This window comes from Pseudomonas sp. GM55, assembly GCF_000282395.1.
Classification (GTDB): Bacteria; Pseudomonadota; Gammaproteobacteria; order Pseudomonadales; family Pseudomonadaceae; genus Aquipseudomonas; species Aquipseudomonas fluorescens_CC.
In genome coordinates, this window is the sequence record NZ_AKJJ01000040.1 from 1 (window position 1) to 19,523 (window position 19,523).

Genomic DNA, 19,523 nt, shown 5'->3' on the forward strand with positions numbered 1-19,523 from the left:
GTACTGGCCTGGTTTGGTCTGCATGGCGTAAAACGCCGCTGGAGAACCACCTGGGGTTCGCCCGCCGTAACGGCTGCCCGGGTCTGAGGTCTCGATGAGCCTGCAACTGAGTTTCGCCGAAGCCAGCGCCATTGGTCCTCGCGAGGAAAACCAGGATGCCCTGCGCCTGGTCACGCCGGCTCCGGCGCTGGCAGCAAGCAAAGGTTATCTGTTCGCCATCGCCGACGGTGTCAGCCAGTGCGCCGATGGCGGCCTGGCTGCCCGTTCGACGTTGCAGGCCCTGGCGCTGGATTACTACGCCACGCCGGAAACCTGGAGCGTCGCACAGGCACTTGATCGTCTGTTGTTGGCGCAAAACCGCTGGCTGCAGGCCAATGGCGGCGGACAACCGCTGCTGACCACCCTCAGTGCGCTGGTCCTGCGCGGCCGGCGTTTTACCCTGGCCCATGTCGGCGATTGTCGGGTGTATCGCTGGCACGCCGATCGATTGCAGCGAATCAGCGAGGATCATGTCTGGGACCAGCCGGGCATGCAGCATGTGCTGAAACGGGCGCTGGGGCTCGATCAACATCTGGTGCTGGATTTTCTCGACGGTGAGTTGCGCCCCGAGGAAAGCTTCGTCCTGCTCAGCGACGGCATCTGGGCCGTCCTGGGCGATACCGCCATTGCGGCGATCCTGCGTGATCAACCGGACTTGAAAAGCGCTGCGCAAACCCTGGTCAATGCCGCACACCTGGCGGGCAGCCAGGACAATGCCAGCGCCTTGCTGGTGCGGGTCGATGCCCTCGGTGAAGCGAGTATTGGCGATGCGTTGATTCACTTGCAGCAATGGCCATTGCCGCCAGCCTTGAAACCGGGTCAGGCGTTCGAGGGCTGGCAGGTCGAGGGGATCGTTGCACAGAGCCAGCAATCACTGCTTTATCGCGTTCGCGACCATCAGCAACAACCCTGGCTGCTGAAAACGCTGCCAGGGCGCCTGCACGACGATCACCAGGCCGGGCAAGCGCTGCTGTCGGAAGAGTGGTTTCTCAAACGCGTGGCAGGTCGACATTTTCCTGAAGTCCATGCCGCCAGTCAGCGTCAGCATTTGTACTACGTGATGCGCGAATATTCGGGCGCTACCCTGGCCCAACGGTATGAGCAAAGCGGGCCGTTGCCGCTGCCCCAGTGGCAGGACATCGCCGAACGCTTGCTGCGAGCGGTTGGTCTGTTGCATCGACGGCAGATTCTGCATCGCGATATCAAACCGGAAAACCTGTTACTGGGGCAGGACGGTGAGTTGCGCCTGCTGGATTTCGGCCTCGCCTACTGCCCCGGTCTCTCGCAAGATCTGCCCTGGGCTCTGCCGGGCACACCCAGTTACATCGCACCGGAAGCCTTTCGCGGCGAAGCGCCGACGCCACAGCAGGACCTGTACGCCGTCGGTGTGACCTTGTATTTCCTGCTCACCGGGCACTATCCCTATGGCGAAATCGAAGCGTTCCAACGCCCCAGGTTTGGCCTCCCGGTCAACGCCAGCCGCTACCGGCCCGACCTGCCGGACTGGATCGCCCATAGCCTGGAGCGCGCCGTGGCAGCGGCCCCTGATCAACGCTTCGAAACGGCGGAAGAATGGTTACTGCTGATCGAACAGGGCGAACGCCGCAGTTTGAATGTGCGCCCCAAGCCGTTGCTGGAGCGCGAGCCACTGAAGGTCTGGCGGACATTGGCGCTGGTATCGCTGTTGCTCAACCTGGTGCTGCTGTTGATTGCGCTCCATTAGCGGGCAACGCGCCTTGAATCGGTGCATTCCCTCAGGTTTTTGCCCTTATGAACGGGAAAAAAGCCAATAAACACGGGACATGAGCGACTTGGCATAACCACTGCATTACCTCTTTCAACAGACATAAAGCGCAGGCTTCAACGACGAAGGCTGCACTTCCCGAGAGAACGGGACCAGGACAAAGGTGTCCTCGCCAGGTAACTGGCGGGACACCTTTTTTTGTTTGCGCAAAATTTGTCGAGCATGGCCTGAACCCTGATGAGGCAGGCCTGAGCTCCCCGGAGAACCTGATGAAAAAACTAAAACTGGTGATGATCGGCAACGGCATGGCCGGGGTCCGGACCCTGGAAGAACTGCTCAAACTGAGTACAGAGCTGTACGACATCACGGTCTTCGGCGCCGAACCGCACACCAACTACAACCGCATCTTGCTGTCGCCGGTGCTGGCGGGCGAACAGACCTTCGAAGAGATCGTGCTCAACGACCTGAGCTGGTACCTGGACAACAACATCAAACTGCTGCTCAACCGTAAAGTGGTGGAGATTGACCGGGTCAGGCGCCGGGTCATTGCCGAAGACGGCAGCGAAGCCGAATACGATCGCCTGTTGATCGCCACCGGCTCGACGCCTTTCATCCTGCCTATTCCCGGCAACACCCTTGAGGGTGTGATCGGCTACCGCGACATCGCCGACACCCAGGCCATGATCGACACCGCGAAAACCCACCGGCACGCCGTAGTGATCGGTGGCGGCCTGCTCGGCCTGGAGGCCGCCAACGGCCTGATGCTGCGGGGCATGCACGTCACCGTGGTGCACATCGGCGAGTGGTTGATGGAGCGGCAACTGGACAAGACCAGCGGCCAATTACTGCAAACAGCCCTTGAGTCTCGCGGCCTGCACTTTCGTCTGTGTGAGCAGACCCAGGCCTTGCACGACGCAGGCAACGGCCGGGTCGGTTCGGTGCAATTCAAGAACGGCGACATCATCCCCGCTGACCTGGTCGTGATGGCCGCCGGCATTCGCCCCAATACCGAACTGGCGGAAAAATCCGGCATTCCGTGCAACCGCGGGATTCTGGTCAACGACACCCTGCAAACCTACGACCCGCGGATCTATGCCATCGGTGAATGCGCCAGCCATCGCGGCATCGCCTATGGTTTGGTGGCGCCACTGTTCGAACAGGCCAAAGTCTGCGCCAACCACCTCGCGCAACTCGGTTTTGCCACCTACAAGGGTTCGGTGACCTCGACTAAACTGAAGGTCACCGGCATCGACCTGTTTTCCGCTGGCGACTTCATGGGTGGCGAAGGCACCGAGACCATTACCCTCTCGGACCCGATCGGCGGAGTCTACAAAAAACTGGTGATCAAGGATGACGTGCTGGTCGGCGCCTGCCTGTACGGCGATACGGCAGATGGCGGCTGGTATTTCCGGCAGATCCGTGAAAACCATGCCATCAGTGAGATCCGCGATCACTTGATGTTCGGTGAAAATGCGCTTGGCGACGTAGGACACCAGGGCCAGGACAAAGCCATGAGCATGGCCGACAACGCCGAAGTCTGCGGCTGCAACGGCGTGTGCAAAGGCACCATCGTCAAGGCGATCCAGGAGCACGGGCTGTTCAGTGTCGACGACGTCAAGAAACACACCAAGGCAGCCAGCTCCTGCGGTTCGTGCGCAGGTTTGGTGGAACAGATCCTGATCAACACCGTGGGCGGCGCCGCCGACGTCAAGCCGAAAAGCGAAAAAGCCATCTGCGGTTGCAGTGACCTCAACCACGGGCAGATCCGCCAGGCCATCCGCGAGCAGCACCTGCTGACCATCGCAGACACCATTAGCTACCTGAACTGGCGCACACCCAATGGCTGTGCCACCTGCCGGCCGGCACTCAATTACTACCTGATTTCCACCTGGCCGGGGGAAGCCAGGGACGATCCGCAATCGCGCCTGATCAACGAAAGGGCTCACGCCAACATTCAGAAAGACGGTACTTACTCTGTCGTCCCGCGTATGTGGGGTGGTGTGACCAATCCTTCGGAACTGCGGCGCATTGCCGACGTTGCCGACAAGTACAACGTGCCGATGGTCAAGGTCACCGGTGGCCAGCGCATCGACTTGCTGGGCATCCGCAAGCAGGACCTGCCGGGAGTATGGAAAGACCTGGACATGCCATCCGGCCACGCCTACGGCAAATCCATCCGCACGGTGAAAACCTGCGTCGGCAGTGAGTTCTGCCGCTTTGGCACCCAGAACTCCACACAGTTGGGTATCGAGCTGGAACATGACCTGTTCAACATGTGGTCACCGCACAAGGTGAAACTGGCTGTCTCCGGTTGCCCACGCAACTGCTCGGAAGCCGGCATCAAGGATGTAGGAATCATCGGCGTGGATTCCGGCTGGGAGATGTACATCGGTGGCAACGGCGGGATCAAGACCGAAGTCGCGGAATTCTTCGTCAAACTGAAAACCGCCGAAGAAGTCCGCGAATACAACGGTGCATTCCTCCAGCTCTATCGCGAAGAAGCCTTTTACCTCGAACGCACCGTGCACTACCTGCAGCGGGTCGGCATGGACCATATCAAGAAAGCCGTGCTTGAGGACCCGGAGCGTCGCAAGGCACTCAACGATCGCCTGCAATTCTCGCTGTCGTTCGAACAGGACCCGTGGAAGGAACGCCTGGAACAGCCACAGCTGAAAAAAGAATTCGACGTCATCCCCGTGAAAAACCTGGAGGTGCTGGCATGAACTGGCTGGATATCTGCGCACTGGATGAAATCAATACCCTTGGCTCGCGGATCGTCGCCGGCCCAAAGGGAGACATCGCGATTTTTCGTACCAGCGACGACGAAGTGTTCGCCCTTGACGATCGCTGCCCGCACAAGGGTGGCCCGCTGTCCCAAGGCCTGATCTACGGCAAACGGGTGGCCTGCCCGTTGCACAACTGGCAAATCGATCTGCAAAGCGGTGAAGCCCAGGCCCCGGACATCGGCTGCGCCCACCACCATCCCGCCCGGGTGGAAAATGGCCGGGTTCTGCTGTCCCTGCGGGATGCAGGCTGATGGACCGCCAGATCACCGCGTCCACCTGCTGTTACTGCGGGGTCGGCTGCGGGGTGCTGATCGAGCACGACGGCGAGCGCATCCTCGGCGTCAGCGGCGATCCGGCACACCCGGCCAATTTCGGCAAACTGTGCAGCAAGGGATCAACCCTGCATTTGACCGGCGACTTGACGGCAAGGGCGCTGTACCCGGAACTGCGCCTGGGCAAAGGCCTGGCGCGTAGCCGCACCGACTGGGATACCGCCCTCGATCACGCTGCCAGCGTATTTGCCGCAACCATTGCCGAACATGGCCCGGACAGTGTGGCGTTCTACATTTCCGGGCAACTGTTGACCGAGGACTACTACGCCTTCAACAAGCTGGCACGTGCCCTGGTGGGTACCAACAACATCGACAGCAATTCGCGGCTGTGCATGTCCTCGGCGGTGGTCGGCTACAAGCGCAGCCTGGGTGCCGACGCCCCGCCCTGCAGCTACGAAGACCTGGAGTTGAGCGATTGCGTGATGATCGTCGGCAGCAACATGGCCTACGCCCATCCGGTGCTGTTTCGTCGGCTGGAAGAAGCCAGATCCCGCCGGCCGCAAATGAAAGTCATCGTCATTGACCCACGTCGTACAGATACCTGCGATCTGGCTGACTTGCACCTGGCGATCTTGCCTGGCACCGATGTCGCCCTGTTCCATGGGATTTTGCATCTGCTGCTGTGGGAAGACTGGATCGATCGTGACTTCATCAAAGACCACACCGAGGGCCTGGCAGAGCTGAAAAGCCTGGTGCGTGACTACACGCCGCAAATGGTTTCGCAGCTCTGCGGAATCAGCGTCGGGCAATTGCAGCAATGTGCCGAGTGGATCGGCACATCTCCAAGCTTTCTGTCACTGTGGTGCATGGGGCTTAATCAGTCCACCGCCGGCAGCGCGAAAAACAGTGCGCTGATCAATCTGCACCTGGCCACCGGGCAGATTGGTCGTCCCGGCGCCGGACCTTTCTCCCTCACCGGTCAGCCAAATGCCATGGGCGGGCGGGAAACCGGCAGTTTGTCCAACCTGCTGCCCGGCCATCGTGATGCCGCCAATCCACAACACCGTGCGCAAGTGGCGTCTTACTGGGGCGTCGAGCAACTGCCGGAGAATCCCGGGCTCACGGCGATCGAGCTGTTCGAGCAAGTGCGCAGCGGCAAGATCAAGGCATTGTGGATCGCCTGCACCAACCCCGCGCAATCCATGCCGGACCAGACGGCCGTGCGCGCAGCCTTGCAAACCTGCCCGTTCGTGGTGTTGCAGGAAGCCTTTGGTACCACTGAAACCGCGAAGTTTGCCGACCTTCTGCTGCCCGCCGCCAGTTGGGGGGAAAAGGAAGGTTGCGTGACCAACTCCGAACGGCGCATTTCCCACGTACGCCAGGCAATCGCCGCACCGGGTGAGGCACGGCCGGACTGGGCGATCACCGTGGATTTCGCACAGCGCCTGGAAAAATACCTGCGTCCTGGTCAAACCAGCCTGTTTGCGTTTGATAACCCCGCTCAAGTCTTCGATGAATACAAACAACTGACTCGCGAACGCGATCTGGACCTGTCCGGTATCAGCCATGCGCTGATCGATCGTCTCGGCCCGCAGCAGTGGCCCTTTCCTTCGGGTGCCGTCGAGGGCACGGCACGGCTGTATATCGACGGGGTATTTGCCACGGCCAACGGGCGCGCACAGTTCGTGGCCGATCCGTATCGTGCCGCCAAAGAGCAACGCGATGCACGCTTCCCGCTGACCCTGATCACCGGCCGCCTGCGCGATCAATGGCACGGCATGAGCCGCACCGGCACCGCCGCACAGTTGTTCGGCCATGTCGGCGAAGCGCAGGTGAGCCTGCACCCGGACGAGTTGCGCCGCCATCGCTTGCAGCCTGGGGATCTGGTCAGCCTGAAAAGCCGGCGCGGTGCGGTCATCGTTGCGGTTGCCAGCGATGACAGCGTGCGTCCGGGCCAGGCTTTTTTACCCATGCACTGGGGTGACCGCTTCCTCAAGGGTGGGGTGAACAGCCTCACCTTGTCCGCATTCGATCCCCTGTCGAAACAGCCCGAACTCAAACACAGCGGTGTTCGCCTGGATCCGGTGGATTTGCCCTGGAAACTGTTCGCATTGATCGAGGGAGATGTTCAACGACATTTTGAGACGCTACGACCACTCTTTGAGGCGTTTTCCTACGTCAGCCTCAGCCTGGTGGGGCGTGAGCGCCCTGCTCTGCTCGCACGGGTCGCCAATGCTTCAGCGCCTTCGGCAGAGTTGCTAAGCGAAATCGATAGAAGCCTGGGACTCAATGACGGCCCCGTGCTGGCTTACGACGACCCTCGACGGGCCATTGGCAAGCGCGTGCGAATCGAAAATGGCCGGATCACCTCCATTCGACTGGCCGGTGAAACCCTGGCCCAACACTGGTTGCAGGGGCTGTGGCTCGAAGGCCGCGCAGACGAGCAATTGCGGCGCTGGTTGCTGGCGCCGCTGAGCGCGCCACCAGGCAACCTCGACGCGCCTGTCGACGCGAACAAAACCCTGTGCAACTGCAAGAACGTCAGCCAGAACGCGATCTGCGCCGGCATCGACCGTGGCCTGGACTTACAGGAACTGAAGCAGGAACTGGGTTGCGGCACGCAATGCGGGTCCTGTGTTCCGGAAATCAAACGCCTGCTGGCTGCCAAGGCGCGGCCAATCACCGTCATCTCGTGAGGAAAACACTATGAGCGCAAAAGTCTGGCTGGTGGGTGCGGGCCCGGGGGATCCGGAATTGCTCACGTTGAAAGCGGTTCGTGCCTTGCGCGAGGCTGACGTGGTGCTGATCGATGATCTGGTCAATGTCGCGATACTTGAGCACTGCCCTCGGGCGCGGATCATCCCGGTGGGCAAGCGCGGCGGCTGCCGCTCCACCCCGCAAGCGTTCATCCATCGCCTGATGCTTCGTTATGCCCGGCAGGGTAAATGCGTGGCGCGGCTAAAGGGCGGCGATCCGTGCATTTTCGGCCGCGGCGGTGAAGAGGCGCAGTGGTTGCGTGAGCGTGGGATCGAAGCCGAGTTGGTCAACGGCATCACTGCCGGGCTGGCGGGGGCAACGCAATGCGATATTCCGCTGACCTTGCGCGGTGTGGCCCGCGGCGTGACGCTGGTCACCGCACACACCCAGGACGACAGCCAATTGAACTGGCAGGCGCTGGCCCAAGGCGGAACGACCCTGGTGATTTACATGGGAGTGGCCAAGCTCGGTGAAATCCGTGAGCAATTATTGGCCGGCGGCATGGCGGCGGATATGCCCGTGGCCATGATTGAAAACGCGTCCTTGCCCCATCAGCGGGAATGCCGGAGCACCCTCACCGCGATGGAAGACGCTGCCTGCAGATTCCAGCTGAAAAGCCCTGCCATCCTGGTGATCGGCGCAGTCGCAGCCAACGCCATCCCCTCCTGCGGGAGCGAGCCTGCTCGCGAAGAGGCTCTATTCGTCCACATCAATGCTGGACTTCAACGCGCCTGACGCGTCCCTCCTCAGCAAATCGCAGACAAAGAAAAGCCCGGCCTGAGCCGGGCTTTTCTCAGAGCTGCGAGCTAATTACTTAGCTTGAGCTTCAACCTGCGCTTCTACGCGACGGTTAACAGCGCGACCAGCTTCAGTTTTGTTGTCAGCAACTGGGCGGGATTCGCCGTAGCCAACGGACTGAACGCGGGACGACTCAACACCGTACTGGTTGGTCAGAACTTGCTTAACGGCGTTTGCACGACGCTCGGACAGTTTCTGGTTGTAAGCGTCAGGACCGACGTTGTCAGTGTGACCTTCAACAGTAGTGGTGGTCGATGGGTACTGCTTCATGAAGTCAGCCAGGTTCTTGATGTCGCCGTAGCTGTTTGGCTTAACTGCCGCCTTGTCGAAGTCGAACTTCACGTCCAGCTCTACACGAACGACTTCAGCAACAGCTGGGCAGCCATCAGCGTCAACAGTTACGTTGGCTGGGGTGTCCGGGCACTTGTCGACGTTGTCGCAAACGCCATCGTTGTCGCTGTCGGAGCAGACTTCTGGAGCTGGAACCGGAGCAGCAGCAGGCTTGTTGCCGCCACCGAAGTTCACACCCAGACCTACGGACGGGATGTAGTCCCAACGGCCGTTGTCCAGTTTGTAGTCAGCTTCTACGCCAGCACGAGCGTAGACGTTTTCGAGGAAGTAGTACTTCAGGCCAGCGCCAGCAGTCAGGAAAGTCGACTGGTCACGACCGGTGTGGCCGTCAGCGGCTACGTTGGTCATGCTGCCGTGCTTGACACCACCTTGAACGTAAGGACGCAGAGCGTCGCCAGCGTTGTTGAAGTGGTACTGAGCGTTCAGACCGAACTGGTCGCCTTCGATTTTCTGATTACCAGTACCGTTGTTCGAACGGGTGTGGTCGTCATTGTTGTAGGTCAAGTTCAACGATACGTCGTCGGTCAAGAAGTAACCGATGGAGGCGCCAGGAGTGTAGCCGTCTTCAACGTTGTTAACGCTGTCGTTGTACTTCTTCCCGTAGTTGAGCTCGCCTTCAACTGCGCCTTGGCCTTGTGCCAATGCGCCGAACGAAGTAGCGGCAATAAGAGTACCAATGGCCAAGCCCAAGGTGTTTTTCAGTTTCATCCGTTAAATCCCCATCTGGTGATTGTGAAGCAGTCCCGCAAACCGGGGGACAACTCGGCGGCAAGTCTAACAGAACTTGCCTGCACGTAAGAGATATTTGCGCTGAACTAAGTTTCAGCAATGCCTGCAAATTTCTCACGCAATTTATCTAGAGCGCGCTTGTACCGCATTTTTGTTGCACTCAAACCCATATGCATGATGTCTGCGATCTCCTGAAACTCCAGCTCTGCGACAAAACGTAGCACCAGAATTTCGCGGTCAATCGGATTCACATACACCAGCCAGCGATCAAGTCCACCTTTTTCCTCAGGTTTCGGCGCCTTTTCTTCGGACGCTTCCTCGAGGGGGTCAAGACTCAATGCGTCCATCAAGCGACGCTTTCGCCGTTCCTTCCGATACTGTGTGATGCACTCGTTGTACGTGATGCTATATAGCCATGTCTTGAACTTCGATTTACCTTCGAAGTTCTTCAGGCCATACAGCACCTTCAACATGACCTCCTGACAGACATCGTCTGCATCGCGATCGTTCCCGAGATATCGTGCACACACATTAAATAATGTTCGCTGGTAACGCCGCATCAGTTCTTCATAGGCGCGCGTTACGTGAAACAGCTCGGTATGCGAGCGCGCGACCAACTCCTCATCAGAGAGCTCGCGGGGGTCGTAGCGCATGGATAACGATTGGGCTTTATTCAAAACAAGTCGGGCCGACAGTCAGGTCAATGTCCGCCGCAGCCAGCATCAGCGGGCATTTTGCGGCGGCATACATTAGCAGGGTTTGCCGGGTTAGCGGCTACTCACATGCTGCTCAAGGAGGATCCGATTGGAAAGAGAGACTAGCTCACCCTCATCGGTCAGCAATGTGGTTTTAACCGTGCCGATCTCTTCGATCTGGCCTTCGACCTCGCCAACACGCACTTGTTGCCCAACCTGGTACAGCTCACGCACGTAGATTCCCGCAAGAATCTGGCCGGCAATTTCCCGGCTTCCCAACCCCATGGCCAGCGCTACCGCCAGACCAACGGTTATCAACACGATCACGATCACATGGTTCAGCAGGTCGGTCTTGACTTCCAACTGGCTGATCGCAACCGAAATACTGATGATGATCACCAAGCCCTGGGCAATTCGTCCAAGCCCTGCAGCATAGTCCAGGCCCACGCCTTCTGCCGCTCCACGCACCAGTCCGTTGGCCAGTTGCGCCAGCAAAACGCCTACCAGCAACACCAGCGCCGCGCCGAAAACCTTCGGTACATACAACGCAAGCATATCCAGCGTAGCTGAAACCCGTTCAAGTCCAAGAGATTCTGCGGCAGAAACCAGAAAAATAAGCAGAACGAACCAATAGACGATCTTGCCGATCAAGGTCGAAATGGGAACCTGCAATCCGGCGCGGGACAGCAGCTTGGTCAGGCCGGTGCCACCCATCAAACGGTCAAGGCCCACTTTGGCGAGCAATTTGGAAAGCAGGGTGTCCAGCAGTTTGGCCACGACAAAACCCAACAGCAGCACGACCAGTGCGCCGAACAGGTTCGGAATGAAGTTCGCAACCTTGGTCCACAACGCAGTCATTGCAGTGACGAGGCTCTGGGTCCAGAGATCAAGTTCCATATTCAATCAGCCTTATCAGCAGTGCGAGCGGTAGGTTTACGTAGACGGGACACTGGCGCGACATGGGCCGAGCCGTTGTTCAGGGCGATCATCAGCGCGGGCAACCAGCGCCCCAGCAGGCTGAACAGATCGCCGGCACCGACCTGGCGGTTGGCAGTTTTCAGTACTCGCCCAAGGCACGCATCGTCGTCCCGGGTGGACGGTGAGGCGTTGAGCATGTCGCGCAAAGACTGTTCAAACGGATCGTGCATACGCACCTCTCGTGATGTCTGTGGAAGACGCGGTGAGTTTTGCTCGGGTCACATGGTTTCCCTCAGACCCAGCGCAAACGTCGAAACAACCACCACTGCCCCAGCGCCACCGAGACCATCATCAGGCAGGCGATCAGAAAGCCATAAGGGCTGGCAGAGAATGGAATTCCACCGACGTTGATCCCCAAAAGCCCGGTCAGAAAACTCATCGGCAAAAAAATCCCGGTGATGACGCCAAAGCGATACATCGTGCGATTCATGCGCACGCTCAACCGACGGTCTTCCGCTTCCAGAACCAGCCCCACACGCTCCCGGGTCAATTCCAGCTCTTCGAGGTAGCGGGTCAGGCTGTTGTTCAATTCGTTCCAGTAATCACCATCGTCCTCGACGAACCAAGGCAACTTGATCCGGGTCAACTGCCCGAAAATATCCCGCTGCGGAGCGAGAAAACGCTTCAACGCGGCGGCCCTGCGACGGATCTGCAATACAGCGCCATGTTCCGGCGCATACCGTTCGTCGGAATCCAGCTTTTCTTCTTCCTCATCGACCACTTCCGAGAGACAGCTGACCAGATCCTGCACCTTGTTGGTGAGGTACTGCGCCATGTACAGGATGAGTTCGGAGGCTGTTTTCGGCCCTTTGCCGTCGGCCAGTTGCACCAGCAGTTCTTCAGTGGCGCGCAATGGACGCAAACGCAGGGAAATGACACGCTGGGCAGAGCCGAAGATCCGCACCGACACCATGTCTTCCGGCTCGGCACCGGGGTTCAGGTTGACCCCGCGCAAAAATAGCAGCAGTTCGCTGTCGGAAAGCTGTAAAAGTCGCGGTCGGGTGTTTTCTTCGAGTAACAGGTCACAGCTGAATTCGCTCAGACCACTGGATTTGCGTAGCCAGGTCCGGGTTTGCGGATGACTGCGATCCCAGTGCAGCCACAGGCTTTCATGCGCCTGCAGCTGCAAGTCATCAAGTTCAGTCCGGGCAATCGAACGCGCGCCGCCTCTACCGTCCAGCACCAGGGCATGTACCAGCCCCCATTGCGCGTTTTCTTCCTCGAACATCCGCACTCCTCTGATCTGCAACCGCTTTTATTCAGGCATTTTCAGCGGGCTGGGCGAGATGATCACGCCGTTGTTGTCCGCATAGATGTAATGGCCCGGATGGAAGGTCACGCCAGCGAAGGTCACGGCAACGTTGAGATCACCGATACCGCGCTTGTCGGTTTTCATTGGGTGGCTGGCCAGCGCCTGAACCCCCAGGTCGGTTTGCGCGATGACGTCGACGTCACGGATGCAACCGTAGATCACCAGGCCTTCCCAGCCATTATTGGCCGCTTTCTCGGCGAGCATGTCGCCCAGCAGCGCACGGCGCAGGGAGCCCCCGCCATCGACCACCAGGACCTTGCCATTGCCCTTGAGCTCGACTTGCTCCTTGACCAGCGAGTTGTCTTCGAAGCACTTGATGGTCACGATTTCGCCACCGAAGGAATCACGGCCGCCGAAATTGCTGAACATCGGTTCCAGCACCTGCACCAGTTCCGGATAGGCATCGCACAGGTCAGGCGTGAGGTAATGGATCATCGAGAAACTCCTGTAAAGAGGAAGACAGCACGAACATCAGTGATGGCTCAGTCACGGAAAGTGACCAGAACAGCTCAATGCGTCATATCTTAGCCGCAAGCCGACCAGAGCGAAATGCCCTTGTTAGAGCATCAGGCTCAAACCGCCGCGGCCAAATCCCCCTGCTCTCCCAACAACGGCGTCTGCTGGTCCGCCAGCCAGCGGGCCACCAAAGGCCAGACTTCAGCCTGGGCAGGCTTGCTGACAAGCATTTCAACATGGCCGAAATTATCGGCAAAACCCTGGTCACGACCCAGATTGATAAATTGCTTGTGCTCGGAACCGAACTGCTCGAACAGTTTGCGACAAGCCCACGCAGGATCCTGATGATCACCCGCAGCAGACACGGCGAGCACCGGCAACTTGACCTCGGCCAAACCGTCCCACCAGTTTTTATCGGCATCGCCAAAGCGCCCGAACAGACCGTACCAACGCATGCTTTCCAGGGCCAGGCCGATGGGCTCGTCCTCCGGACCGCGCTTGAGCCTTGATCCGGACAACTGGGCAAAGCGCTTGAGAATGAAGCGACCGCTCCACTCCACCGGCGGAATCTTCAATGGCCAGTAGGTGCGACTGACCTGCGCGCCAAAAAACGCCGCCGAAGCTACGACCGGCTCACCGATGTACTCGCCGCCCAGCGCCGCTGCCAGTGTAATACCGCCCAGCGAGTGACCGATCCAGTGCGGGACCTGCCCGCTCTGTTCGCGTACGAACGCGCCAATGGCCGGCAGGTCATAGCGAGCGTAGTCGGCGACACGGTTCTTACGGTAGTCGTGGTTGCGCCGGGACAGGCCGTGACCGCGCATTTCCGGAATCCAGACGTCGAACCCCAATCGGGTCAGATAAGCGCCCAACCCCAGGCCCTTGGGAGAAAACCAGAACCGGCGATTGGAAAAGCTGCCGTGCAGCAGGATCACCGGCACGCCGCGGGAAGATGGCTCATCGGCCATGCCGAGACGCGTCACAGCCAGCTCGACGGTGAAGTCGGGGCTGTTGCCGGGCTTCAATCGATACACATCTTCGCTCAGATCACCGCGCCGTTCGGCACTGATCAGGGCGACAGGAAATAGGTTGCTGCTGCTTTGCATAATCTCTTGCACAAAAAAGGGCGGCATCCTACAGGAGCCCGCCCTACTTGAATCTCAAAAAGACCGCTCCCCGTAGGAGCGAGCCCTGCTCGCGGAGAACTTCAGGACACCACGTTTATCCAGGATAAACGCGTTATCGTTGACGTCCATCGCGAGCAAGCTCGCTCCTACGGAGAGAGCGGCCCGTTTTCACACGATCAAGCCGAAGCCTGACCCTCAGCCAGGAAGAACCAGGTTTCCAGTACGGAGTCCGGGTTCAACGAAACGCTCTCGATACCTTGCTCCATCAGCCATTTTGCCAGATCAGGGTGGTCCGAAGGGCCCTGACCGCAGATGCCGATGTATTTGCCGGCCTTGTTGCACGCGGCAATGGCATTGGCCAGCAGCTTCTTGACCGCCGGATTACGCTCATCGAACAGGTGGGCAATGATCCCGGAGTCACGGTCCAGGCCCAGGGTCAGTTGGGTCAGGTCGTTGGAGCCAATGGAGAAACCGTCGAAGAATTCGAGGAACTCTTCCGCCAGGATCGCATTGGACGGCAGTTCGCACATCATGATCACGCGCAGACCGTTCTGGCCACGGGCCAGGCCGTTTTCCGCCAGCAGATCGACCACCTGGCTCGCTTCGCCCAGGGTACGGACGAACGGCACCATGATTTCGACGTTGGTCAGGCCCATCTCGTTGCGCACACGCTTCAGCGCGCGGCACTCGAGTTCGAAGCAGTCGCGGAACGATTCGCTGATGTAACGCGACGCACCGCGGAAGCCCAGCATCGGGTTCTCTTCTTCCGGCTCGTACAGCTTGCCGCCGATCAGGTTGGCGTATTCGTTGGACTTGAAGTCCGACAGGCGCACGATGACTTTCTTCGGCCAGAACGCAGCCGCCAGGGTGCTGATGCCTTCGACCAGTTTCTCGACATAGAAACCCACCGGATCGTTGTAGCCGGCGATGCGCTTGTCGACGCTTTCCTTGATGTCCAGCGGCAGGCCGTCGTAGTTCAGCAGTGCCTTGGGATGCACGCCGATCATGCGGTTGATGATGAACTCCAGGCGGGCCAGGCCCACACCGGCGTTCGGCAGCTGCGCGAAGTCGAAGGCGCGGTCCGGGTTGCCGACGTTCATCATGATCTTGAACGGCAGCTCCGGCATGGCGTCCACGGAGTTCTTCTTGATGTCGAAGCCCAGTTCGCCTTCGAAGATGAAACCGGTGTCGCCTTCAGCACAGGAAACGGTCACGCCTTGGCCGTCTTTCAGCAGCTGGGTGGCGTTGCCGCAACCGACTACAGCCGGGATACCCAGCTCACGGGCGATGATCGCCGCGTGGCAGGTACGGCCACCACGGTTGGTGACGATGGCGCTGGCGCGCTTCATGACCGGTTCCCAGTCCGGGTCGGTCATGTCGGACACCAGTACGTCGCCTGGCTGGACCTTGTCCATCTCGGACACGTCCTTGATGATGCGCACCTTGCCGGCGCCGATACGCTGGCCGATGGCGCGACCTTCCACCAGCACGGTGCCGGTTTCTTTCAACAGGTAACGTTCCATGACGTTGGCCTGGGTGCGGCTCTTCACGGTTTCCGGACGGGCCTGCACGATGTACAGCTTGCCGTCGTCACCGTCCTTGGCCCACTCGATGTCCATCGGGCACTGGTAGTGCTTCTCGATGATCATCGCCTGCTTGGCCAGTTCGCTGACTTCGGCGTCGGTCAGGCAGAAACGTGCGCGCTCGGCCTTGTCCACGTCGACGGTCTTGACCGAACGACCGGCCTTGGCCTCGTCGCCGTAGATCATCTTGATGGCCTTGCTGCCCAGGTTGCGGCGCAGGATCGCCGGGCGACCGGCGGCCAGCGTGCCTTTATGGACGTAGAATTCATCCGGGTTCACCGCGCCTTGTACGACGGTCTCACCCAGGCCGTAGGCGCCGGTGATGAACACCACGTCACGGAAACCCGATTCGGTATCGAGGGTGAACATCACGCCGGCGGTGCCGGTTTCGGAGCGGACCATGCGCTGTACGCCGGCCGACAGGGCTACCAACTTGTGGTCGAAGCCCTGGTGCACGCGATAGGAAATCGCGCGATCGTTGAAAAGGGAGGCGAACACTTCTTTGGCGGCGCGAATGACGTTTTCGACACCGCGGATGTTCAGGAAGGTTTCCTGCTGACCGGCGAAGGATGCGTCCGGCAGGTCTTCGGCGGTAGCGGAAGAACGCACGGCCACGGCCACGTCAGGGTTGCCGGCGGACAGCGCGGCGAACGCGGTGCGGATTTCGGTATTCAGTTTTTCAGGGAACTCGGCTTCCATGATCCATTGACGGATCTGGGCACCGGTCTTGGCCAGGGCATTCACGTCGTCGACGTCCAAGGCATCGAGGGCATCGTGAATCTGCTGATTCAAGCCGCTCAGTTCCAGGAAATCACGATAAGCCTGAGCGGTCGTGGCGAAGCCACCGGGCACCGAAACACCGGCACCTGCCAGGTTGCTGATCATCTCGCCCAGGGATGCGTTCTTGCCCCCCACATGCTCAACATCGTGTTTGCCGAGCTTATCGAGGGAAACTACGTACTCTACCAAGGTGATCTCTCCACTAACTGTGTTGGAAAAGCTCAGAAACCGGCTGCTCTATGGAGCGTTTGCCAGCTATATGGCCTGGACCTGGAAAATAAGTGAGAATGCGGGCCATTGGCGGCCGGCAAATCGCGCCTATCATATCCAAGAATGTTCATTAGCTTAAGGCCCAAGGTGCAAATGAAACGATCTGCTTTCTTTATCTCCGATGGTACCGGCATTACCGCCGAAACCCTGGGTCAAAGCCTTCTGGCGCAGTTCGAAAACATTACCTTCAGCAAAGTCACGCGGCCGTATATCGACAACGTGGACAAAGCGCGGGCCATGGTACAACAAATCAACAAAGCCGCCGAAACCGACGGCTTCCGTCCGATCATCTTCGACACCATCGTCAATCAGGACATTCGTGAGATTCTCGCAACCTCGAATGGTTTCATGATCGACATTTTCTCGACCTTCCTGGCGCCGCTTGAACAGGAACTGACCGAGCATTCTTCCTACACCGTCGGCAAATCCCACTCCATCGGTTCCAACACCAATTACATGGAGCGGATCGAGGCTGTGAACTTCGCCCTCGACAACGACGACGGCGCCCGCACGCACTATTACGACAAGGCCGACCTGATACTAGTGGGCGTGTCGCGTTGTGGTAAGACACCGACGTGTCTGTACATGGCGATGCAATTCGGCATCCGCGCAGCCAACTATCCGTTGACCGAAGACGACATGGAACGCCTGCAACTGCCGTCAGCCCTGCGCGCTCACCAACACAAGCTGTTCGGCCTGACCATCGACCCGGACCGCCTCACCGCCATTCGCAACGAACGCAAACCCAACAGCCGCTATTCAAGCTACGCCCAGTGCGAGTTCGAAGTGCGCGAGGTGGAAAACCTGTTCCGCCGCGAGAACATTCCGAACATCAACTCCACGCATTTTTCCGTTGAAGAAATCTCCGCGAAAATCCTGGTGGAGAAAGGCGTCGAGCGGCGGTTCAAATAGAGCCAGCAGCTGCGAACTCAAGCCAACGCTGGTGTTGGTTCGCAGCTACCAGGCTACTTCAGCCGTTTAAGCAGTTCATTGGCGACTTCCATTGTCGATTCAGGGTTCTGTCCGGTAATCAGCTCACGGTCGACCACCATATTTGAACTCCATGGCAGCAGGTTGGACCGATAGCGCCCTCCCGCCTGCTCGAGTGCCGTCTGGGGCATGTATTTCATTTCTCCCCCTTGAAGTCGGCCGTTACGCTGCGCCCACTTTTCCTCCGTGTTGCTCATGACCGTCATGTTGTAGCCGGCATATATCCAGCCGGCACCCGGATCGGCACGACCTGTCGACTCCAGTGCGCGAGCAAAGCCCACCGGGTCCGGCAAGGTGGACAGCAGCGCAGCGGGACCGTGACACACCATTGCCGTGGGCTTGCCCCGTTCGTTGAAGTTCGCCAGAAGCCTGCCCATCAACGGGCTCTCGGTAAGATCCTGCATGGGTGCCCGGCCACCGGGCACATACAACGCATCGAACTGCTGATAACCCATCTGCTCGGCACGGGTCAGGCTGATCACCGGTGACTCATCGGCAGACGTGAGCTTGAGCGTTTCCAGCAAGGTTTTGTGCGCGTTGAAATCCGCCTCGTCATTACCGAAGTAGGACTTGTTCAGAGAGCCCTGATCCAGCATCGGTGCACGTCCCAGGGGCGTGGCGAAAGTCACCTTGTGATTGGCATCGAGCAGCATTTTCACAGGCTGCATGAGCTCGTTGAAATAAAAGCCGGTCTGCACGGACTTACCGTCCTTCAGGTCGAGCCTTTCGGCATCCGACAGTACGACCAGCACATGGGCGGCCAGGGCGGTCTGACTGGTAGCCCAAATCCCTGCGCTCAGCATCAGCGTCATCAGTTTTTTCATATCGTCTCCAAAGGTTTCCACAGGCGCTTAAGGCCTGAAGCCCGTAGAAATTATTGCTACCTTGATCGCCGATAAACCCGTCTGGAAGACAATCTCTTTGGCCCCTGGAAGTAAAAATGGAACGTCGATTCGATCACCTGGCCGATGTCGAAACATTCATCACCGTCGTCGACAAGGGTACGTTGAGCGCCGCCGCCGTCGCCCTGGTCACCACCCCATCAGTGATCAGCCGAGCCATCAAACGCCTGGAAAAAAAGGTCGGGGTACAGTTGCTCAGGCTCACCACGCGCCGGCTGTGCCTGACCGAGGCAGGACGCCTGTACCTGGATCAGATGCGTAACGCTTTCGGCATGATTGCGGACGTGGAAAACACTCTGCAAAGCCAAAGGGAACAACCCGGCGGTCTGCTGCGTATCAGCGCGCCCTCCACCTATGGTCATTACCGGTTGCCGGCACTGCTGGCAGCCTTCAACCGCCACTACCCGCAGGTCCGGATCGAACTGAGCATCTGCAACCGCAATGTCGACCTGGTGGCTGAAAACTTCGACCTGGCCATTCGCATGGGCGCCCTACCCGACAGCCGGATGATCGGGCGCAAGCTCGAAGATGCACGCCTGTGCCTGGTCGCCGCTCCCCTATACCTGCAACGAGCCGGTGTGCCGCGCAACCTCGCCGACTTGAAAAGCCATGCGTGCCTGACCTTTGTCATCCCCGGCACAGGCAGAATCAGACCCTGGCAACTGGTGGAAGATGGGCAGTCCGTTGACTGGATACCGACGGCAACGGTGCAAGTCTCGGAGGACGTCCTGGGTATCGTTTCCCTGGCCGAACAAGGCCTGGGCATTTGTCAGTCCTATGATTTCATCGTCCGCGAACGCATCCGGCAGGGGCACCTGGTGGAGTTGCTCGAACAATCGAGCGGACGGACACGATCCTTTTCAATGGTCTACCCCCACCATCGGCTTTTATCCTCTGCCGCTCGCGCACTGATCGATTTCCTGACCGGACAGGACCGCCGGTGAATCGAAGGCA

17 protein-coding genes are annotated in these 19,523 nt (G+C 59.2%); 8 read left to right on the top strand and 9 right to left on the bottom strand.

What is annotated here, in order from left to right:
- The 6 genes from PMI31_RS31285 to cobA form a co-directional block, all read left to right on the top strand.
- The coding region (locus PMI31_RS31285; protein ID WP_238539274.1) for a hypothetical protein at positions 1-87 on the top strand (87 nt) is incomplete at its 5' end.
- Positions 88-94: 7 nt separating this feature from the next.
- On the top strand, positions 95-1,762 hold the full coding sequence (locus PMI31_RS08890) for a bifunctional protein-serine/threonine kinase/phosphatase (RefSeq protein ID WP_008017593.1): 1,668 nt from the start codon (positions 95-97) through the stop codon (positions 1,760-1,762).
- A gap of 290 nt (positions 1,763-2,052) precedes the next feature.
- Positions 2,053-4,506, top strand: coding sequence for a nitrite reductase large subunit NirB (gene nirB, locus PMI31_RS08895; RefSeq protein ID WP_008017594.1), 2,454 nt, complete (start codon positions 2,053-2,055; stop codon positions 4,504-4,506).
- Entirely contained in the window at positions 4,503-4,820 is a 318-nt protein-coding gene (gene nirD, locus PMI31_RS08900; protein WP_008017595.1) for a nitrite reductase small subunit NirD, read from the top strand. The genes nirB and nirD overlap by 4 nt, the downstream gene beginning before the upstream one ends.
- Complete coding sequence (locus PMI31_RS08905; protein WP_008017597.1) at positions 4,820-7,537, top strand: nitrate reductase; 2,718 nt, start codon at positions 4,820-4,822, stop codon at positions 7,535-7,537. The genes nirD and PMI31_RS08905 overlap by 1 nt, the downstream gene beginning before the upstream one ends.
- Before the next feature lie 10 nt (positions 7,538-7,547).
- Positions 7,548-8,333, top strand: coding sequence for a uroporphyrinogen-III C-methyltransferase (gene cobA / locus PMI31_RS08910; RefSeq protein ID WP_008017598.1), 786 nt, complete (start codon positions 7,548-7,550; stop codon positions 8,331-8,333).
- A 75-nt stretch (positions 8,334-8,408) separates the two neighbouring features.
- On the opposite strand, the gene PMI31_RS08915 is transcribed toward cobA, so the two are convergent.
- The 8 genes from PMI31_RS08915 to ppsA all read right to left on the bottom strand — a co-directional run bounded on the left by PMI31_RS08915 (position 8,409) and on the right by ppsA (position 16,596).
- On the bottom strand, positions 8,409-9,455 hold the full coding sequence (locus PMI31_RS08915; RefSeq protein WP_008017599.1) for an OmpA family protein: 1,047 nt from the start codon (positions 9,453-9,455) through the stop codon (positions 8,409-8,411).
- Between the two features lie 107 nt (positions 9,456-9,562).
- The gene (sigX, locus tag PMI31_RS08920; RefSeq protein ID WP_075949123.1) at positions 9,563-10,153 is read right to left on the bottom strand and encodes an RNA polymerase sigma factor SigX; all 591 of its coding nucleotides are present in this window, start codon (positions 10,151-10,153) and stop codon (positions 9,563-9,565) included.
- 90 nt (positions 10,154-10,243) lie between these two features.
- Positions 10,244-11,068: a mechanosensitive ion channel family protein gene (locus tag PMI31_RS08925; protein WP_008017600.1), complete on the bottom strand. Its 825-nt coding sequence runs from the start codon at positions 11,066-11,068 to the stop codon at positions 10,244-10,246.
- A 2-nt stretch (positions 11,069-11,070) separates the two neighbouring features.
- Positions 11,071-11,319 carry a hypothetical protein gene (locus PMI31_RS08930; protein WP_008017601.1) on the bottom strand — a complete coding sequence of 83 codons (249 nt, stop codon included), beginning with the start codon at positions 11,317-11,319 and terminating at the stop codon, positions 11,071-11,073.
- A gap of 62 nt (positions 11,320-11,381) precedes the next feature.
- Positions 11,382-12,377: a zinc transporter ZntB gene (locus tag PMI31_RS08935; protein WP_008017602.1), complete on the bottom strand. Its 996-nt coding sequence runs from the start codon at positions 12,375-12,377 to the stop codon at positions 11,382-11,384.
- Positions 12,378-12,404: 27 nt separating this feature from the next.
- Complete coding sequence (gene rraA / locus PMI31_RS08940; protein ID WP_177323558.1) at positions 12,405-12,893, bottom strand: ribonuclease E activity regulator RraA; 489 nt, start codon at positions 12,891-12,893, stop codon at positions 12,405-12,407.
- Between the two features lie 140 nt (positions 12,894-13,033).
- Complete coding sequence (locus PMI31_RS08945) at positions 13,034-14,023, bottom strand: alpha/beta fold hydrolase (protein ID WP_043302298.1); 990 nt, start codon at positions 14,021-14,023, stop codon at positions 13,034-13,036.
- A gap of 197 nt (positions 14,024-14,220) precedes the next feature.
- On the bottom strand, positions 14,221-16,596 hold the full coding sequence (ppsA, locus tag PMI31_RS08950; protein WP_008017605.1) for a phosphoenolpyruvate synthase: 2,376 nt from the start codon (positions 16,594-16,596) through the stop codon (positions 14,221-14,223).
- 174 nt (positions 16,597-16,770) lie between these two features.
- Here ppsA and ppsR point away from each other — a divergent pair, with 174 nt between their 5' ends.
- On the top strand, positions 16,771-17,589 hold the full coding sequence (gene ppsR / locus PMI31_RS08955) for a posphoenolpyruvate synthetase regulatory kinase/phosphorylase PpsR (protein WP_008017606.1): 819 nt from the start codon (positions 16,771-16,773) through the stop codon (positions 17,587-17,589).
- A gap of 53 nt (positions 17,590-17,642) precedes the next feature.
- On the opposite strand, the gene PMI31_RS08960 is transcribed toward ppsR, so the two are convergent.
- Entirely contained in the window at positions 17,643-18,491 is an 849-nt protein-coding gene (locus PMI31_RS08960) for a type 1 glutamine amidotransferase domain-containing protein (protein WP_008017607.1), read from the bottom strand.
- A gap of 116 nt (positions 18,492-18,607) precedes the next feature.
- Here PMI31_RS08960 and PMI31_RS08965 point away from each other — a divergent pair, with 116 nt between their 5' ends.
- The gene (locus tag PMI31_RS08965; RefSeq protein ID WP_008017608.1) at positions 18,608-19,513 is read left to right on the top strand and encodes a LysR family transcriptional regulator; all 906 of its coding nucleotides are present in this window, start codon (positions 18,608-18,610) and stop codon (positions 19,511-19,513) included.
- The last annotated feature ends 10 nt before the right edge of the window (positions 19,514-19,523 follow it).

Bases quoted from the DNA above. Each gene is read 5' to 3' on its own strand.
- PMI31_RS08890 (WP_008017593.1), top strand. From the start codon at position 95: ATGAGCCTGCAACTGAGTTTCGCCGAAGCCAGCGCCATTGGTCCTCGC.
- PMI31_RS08945 (WP_043302298.1), bottom strand. From the start codon at position 14,023: ATGCAAAGCAGCAGCAACCTATTTCCTGTCGCCCTGATCAGTGCCGAA.
- nirD (WP_008017595.1), top strand. From the start codon at position 4,503: ATGAACTGGCTGGATATCTGCGCACTGGATGAAATCAATACCCTTGGC.
- PMI31_RS08915 (WP_008017599.1), bottom strand. From the start codon at position 9,455: ATGAAACTGAAAAACACCTTGGGCTTGGCCATTGGTACTCTTATTGCC.
- PMI31_RS08930 (WP_008017601.1), bottom strand. From the start codon at position 11,319: ATGCACGATCCGTTTGAACAGTCTTTGCGCGACATGCTCAACGCCTCA.
- nirB (WP_008017594.1), top strand. From the start codon at position 2,053: ATGAAAAAACTAAAACTGGTGATGATCGGCAACGGCATGGCCGGGGTC.
- ppsR (WP_008017606.1), top strand. From the start codon at position 16,771: ATGAAACGATCTGCTTTCTTTATCTCCGATGGTACCGGCATTACCGCC.
- PMI31_RS08925 (WP_008017600.1), bottom strand. From the start codon at position 11,068: ATGGAACTTGATCTCTGGACCCAGAGCCTCGTCACTGCAATGACTGCG.
- PMI31_RS08960 (WP_008017607.1), bottom strand. From the start codon at position 18,491: ATGAAAAAACTGATGACGCTGATGCTGAGCGCAGGGATTTGGGCTACC.
- cobA (WP_008017598.1), top strand. From the start codon at position 7,548: ATGAGCGCAAAAGTCTGGCTGGTGGGTGCGGGCCCGGGGGATCCGGAA.
- PMI31_RS08905 (WP_008017597.1), top strand. From the start codon at position 4,820: ATGGACCGCCAGATCACCGCGTCCACCTGCTGTTACTGCGGGGTCGGC.
- PMI31_RS08935 (WP_008017602.1), bottom strand. From the start codon at position 12,377: ATGTTCGAGGAAGAAAACGCGCAATGGGGGCTGGTACATGCCCTGGTG.
- PMI31_RS08965 (WP_008017608.1), top strand. From the start codon at position 18,608: ATGGAACGTCGATTCGATCACCTGGCCGATGTCGAAACATTCATCACC.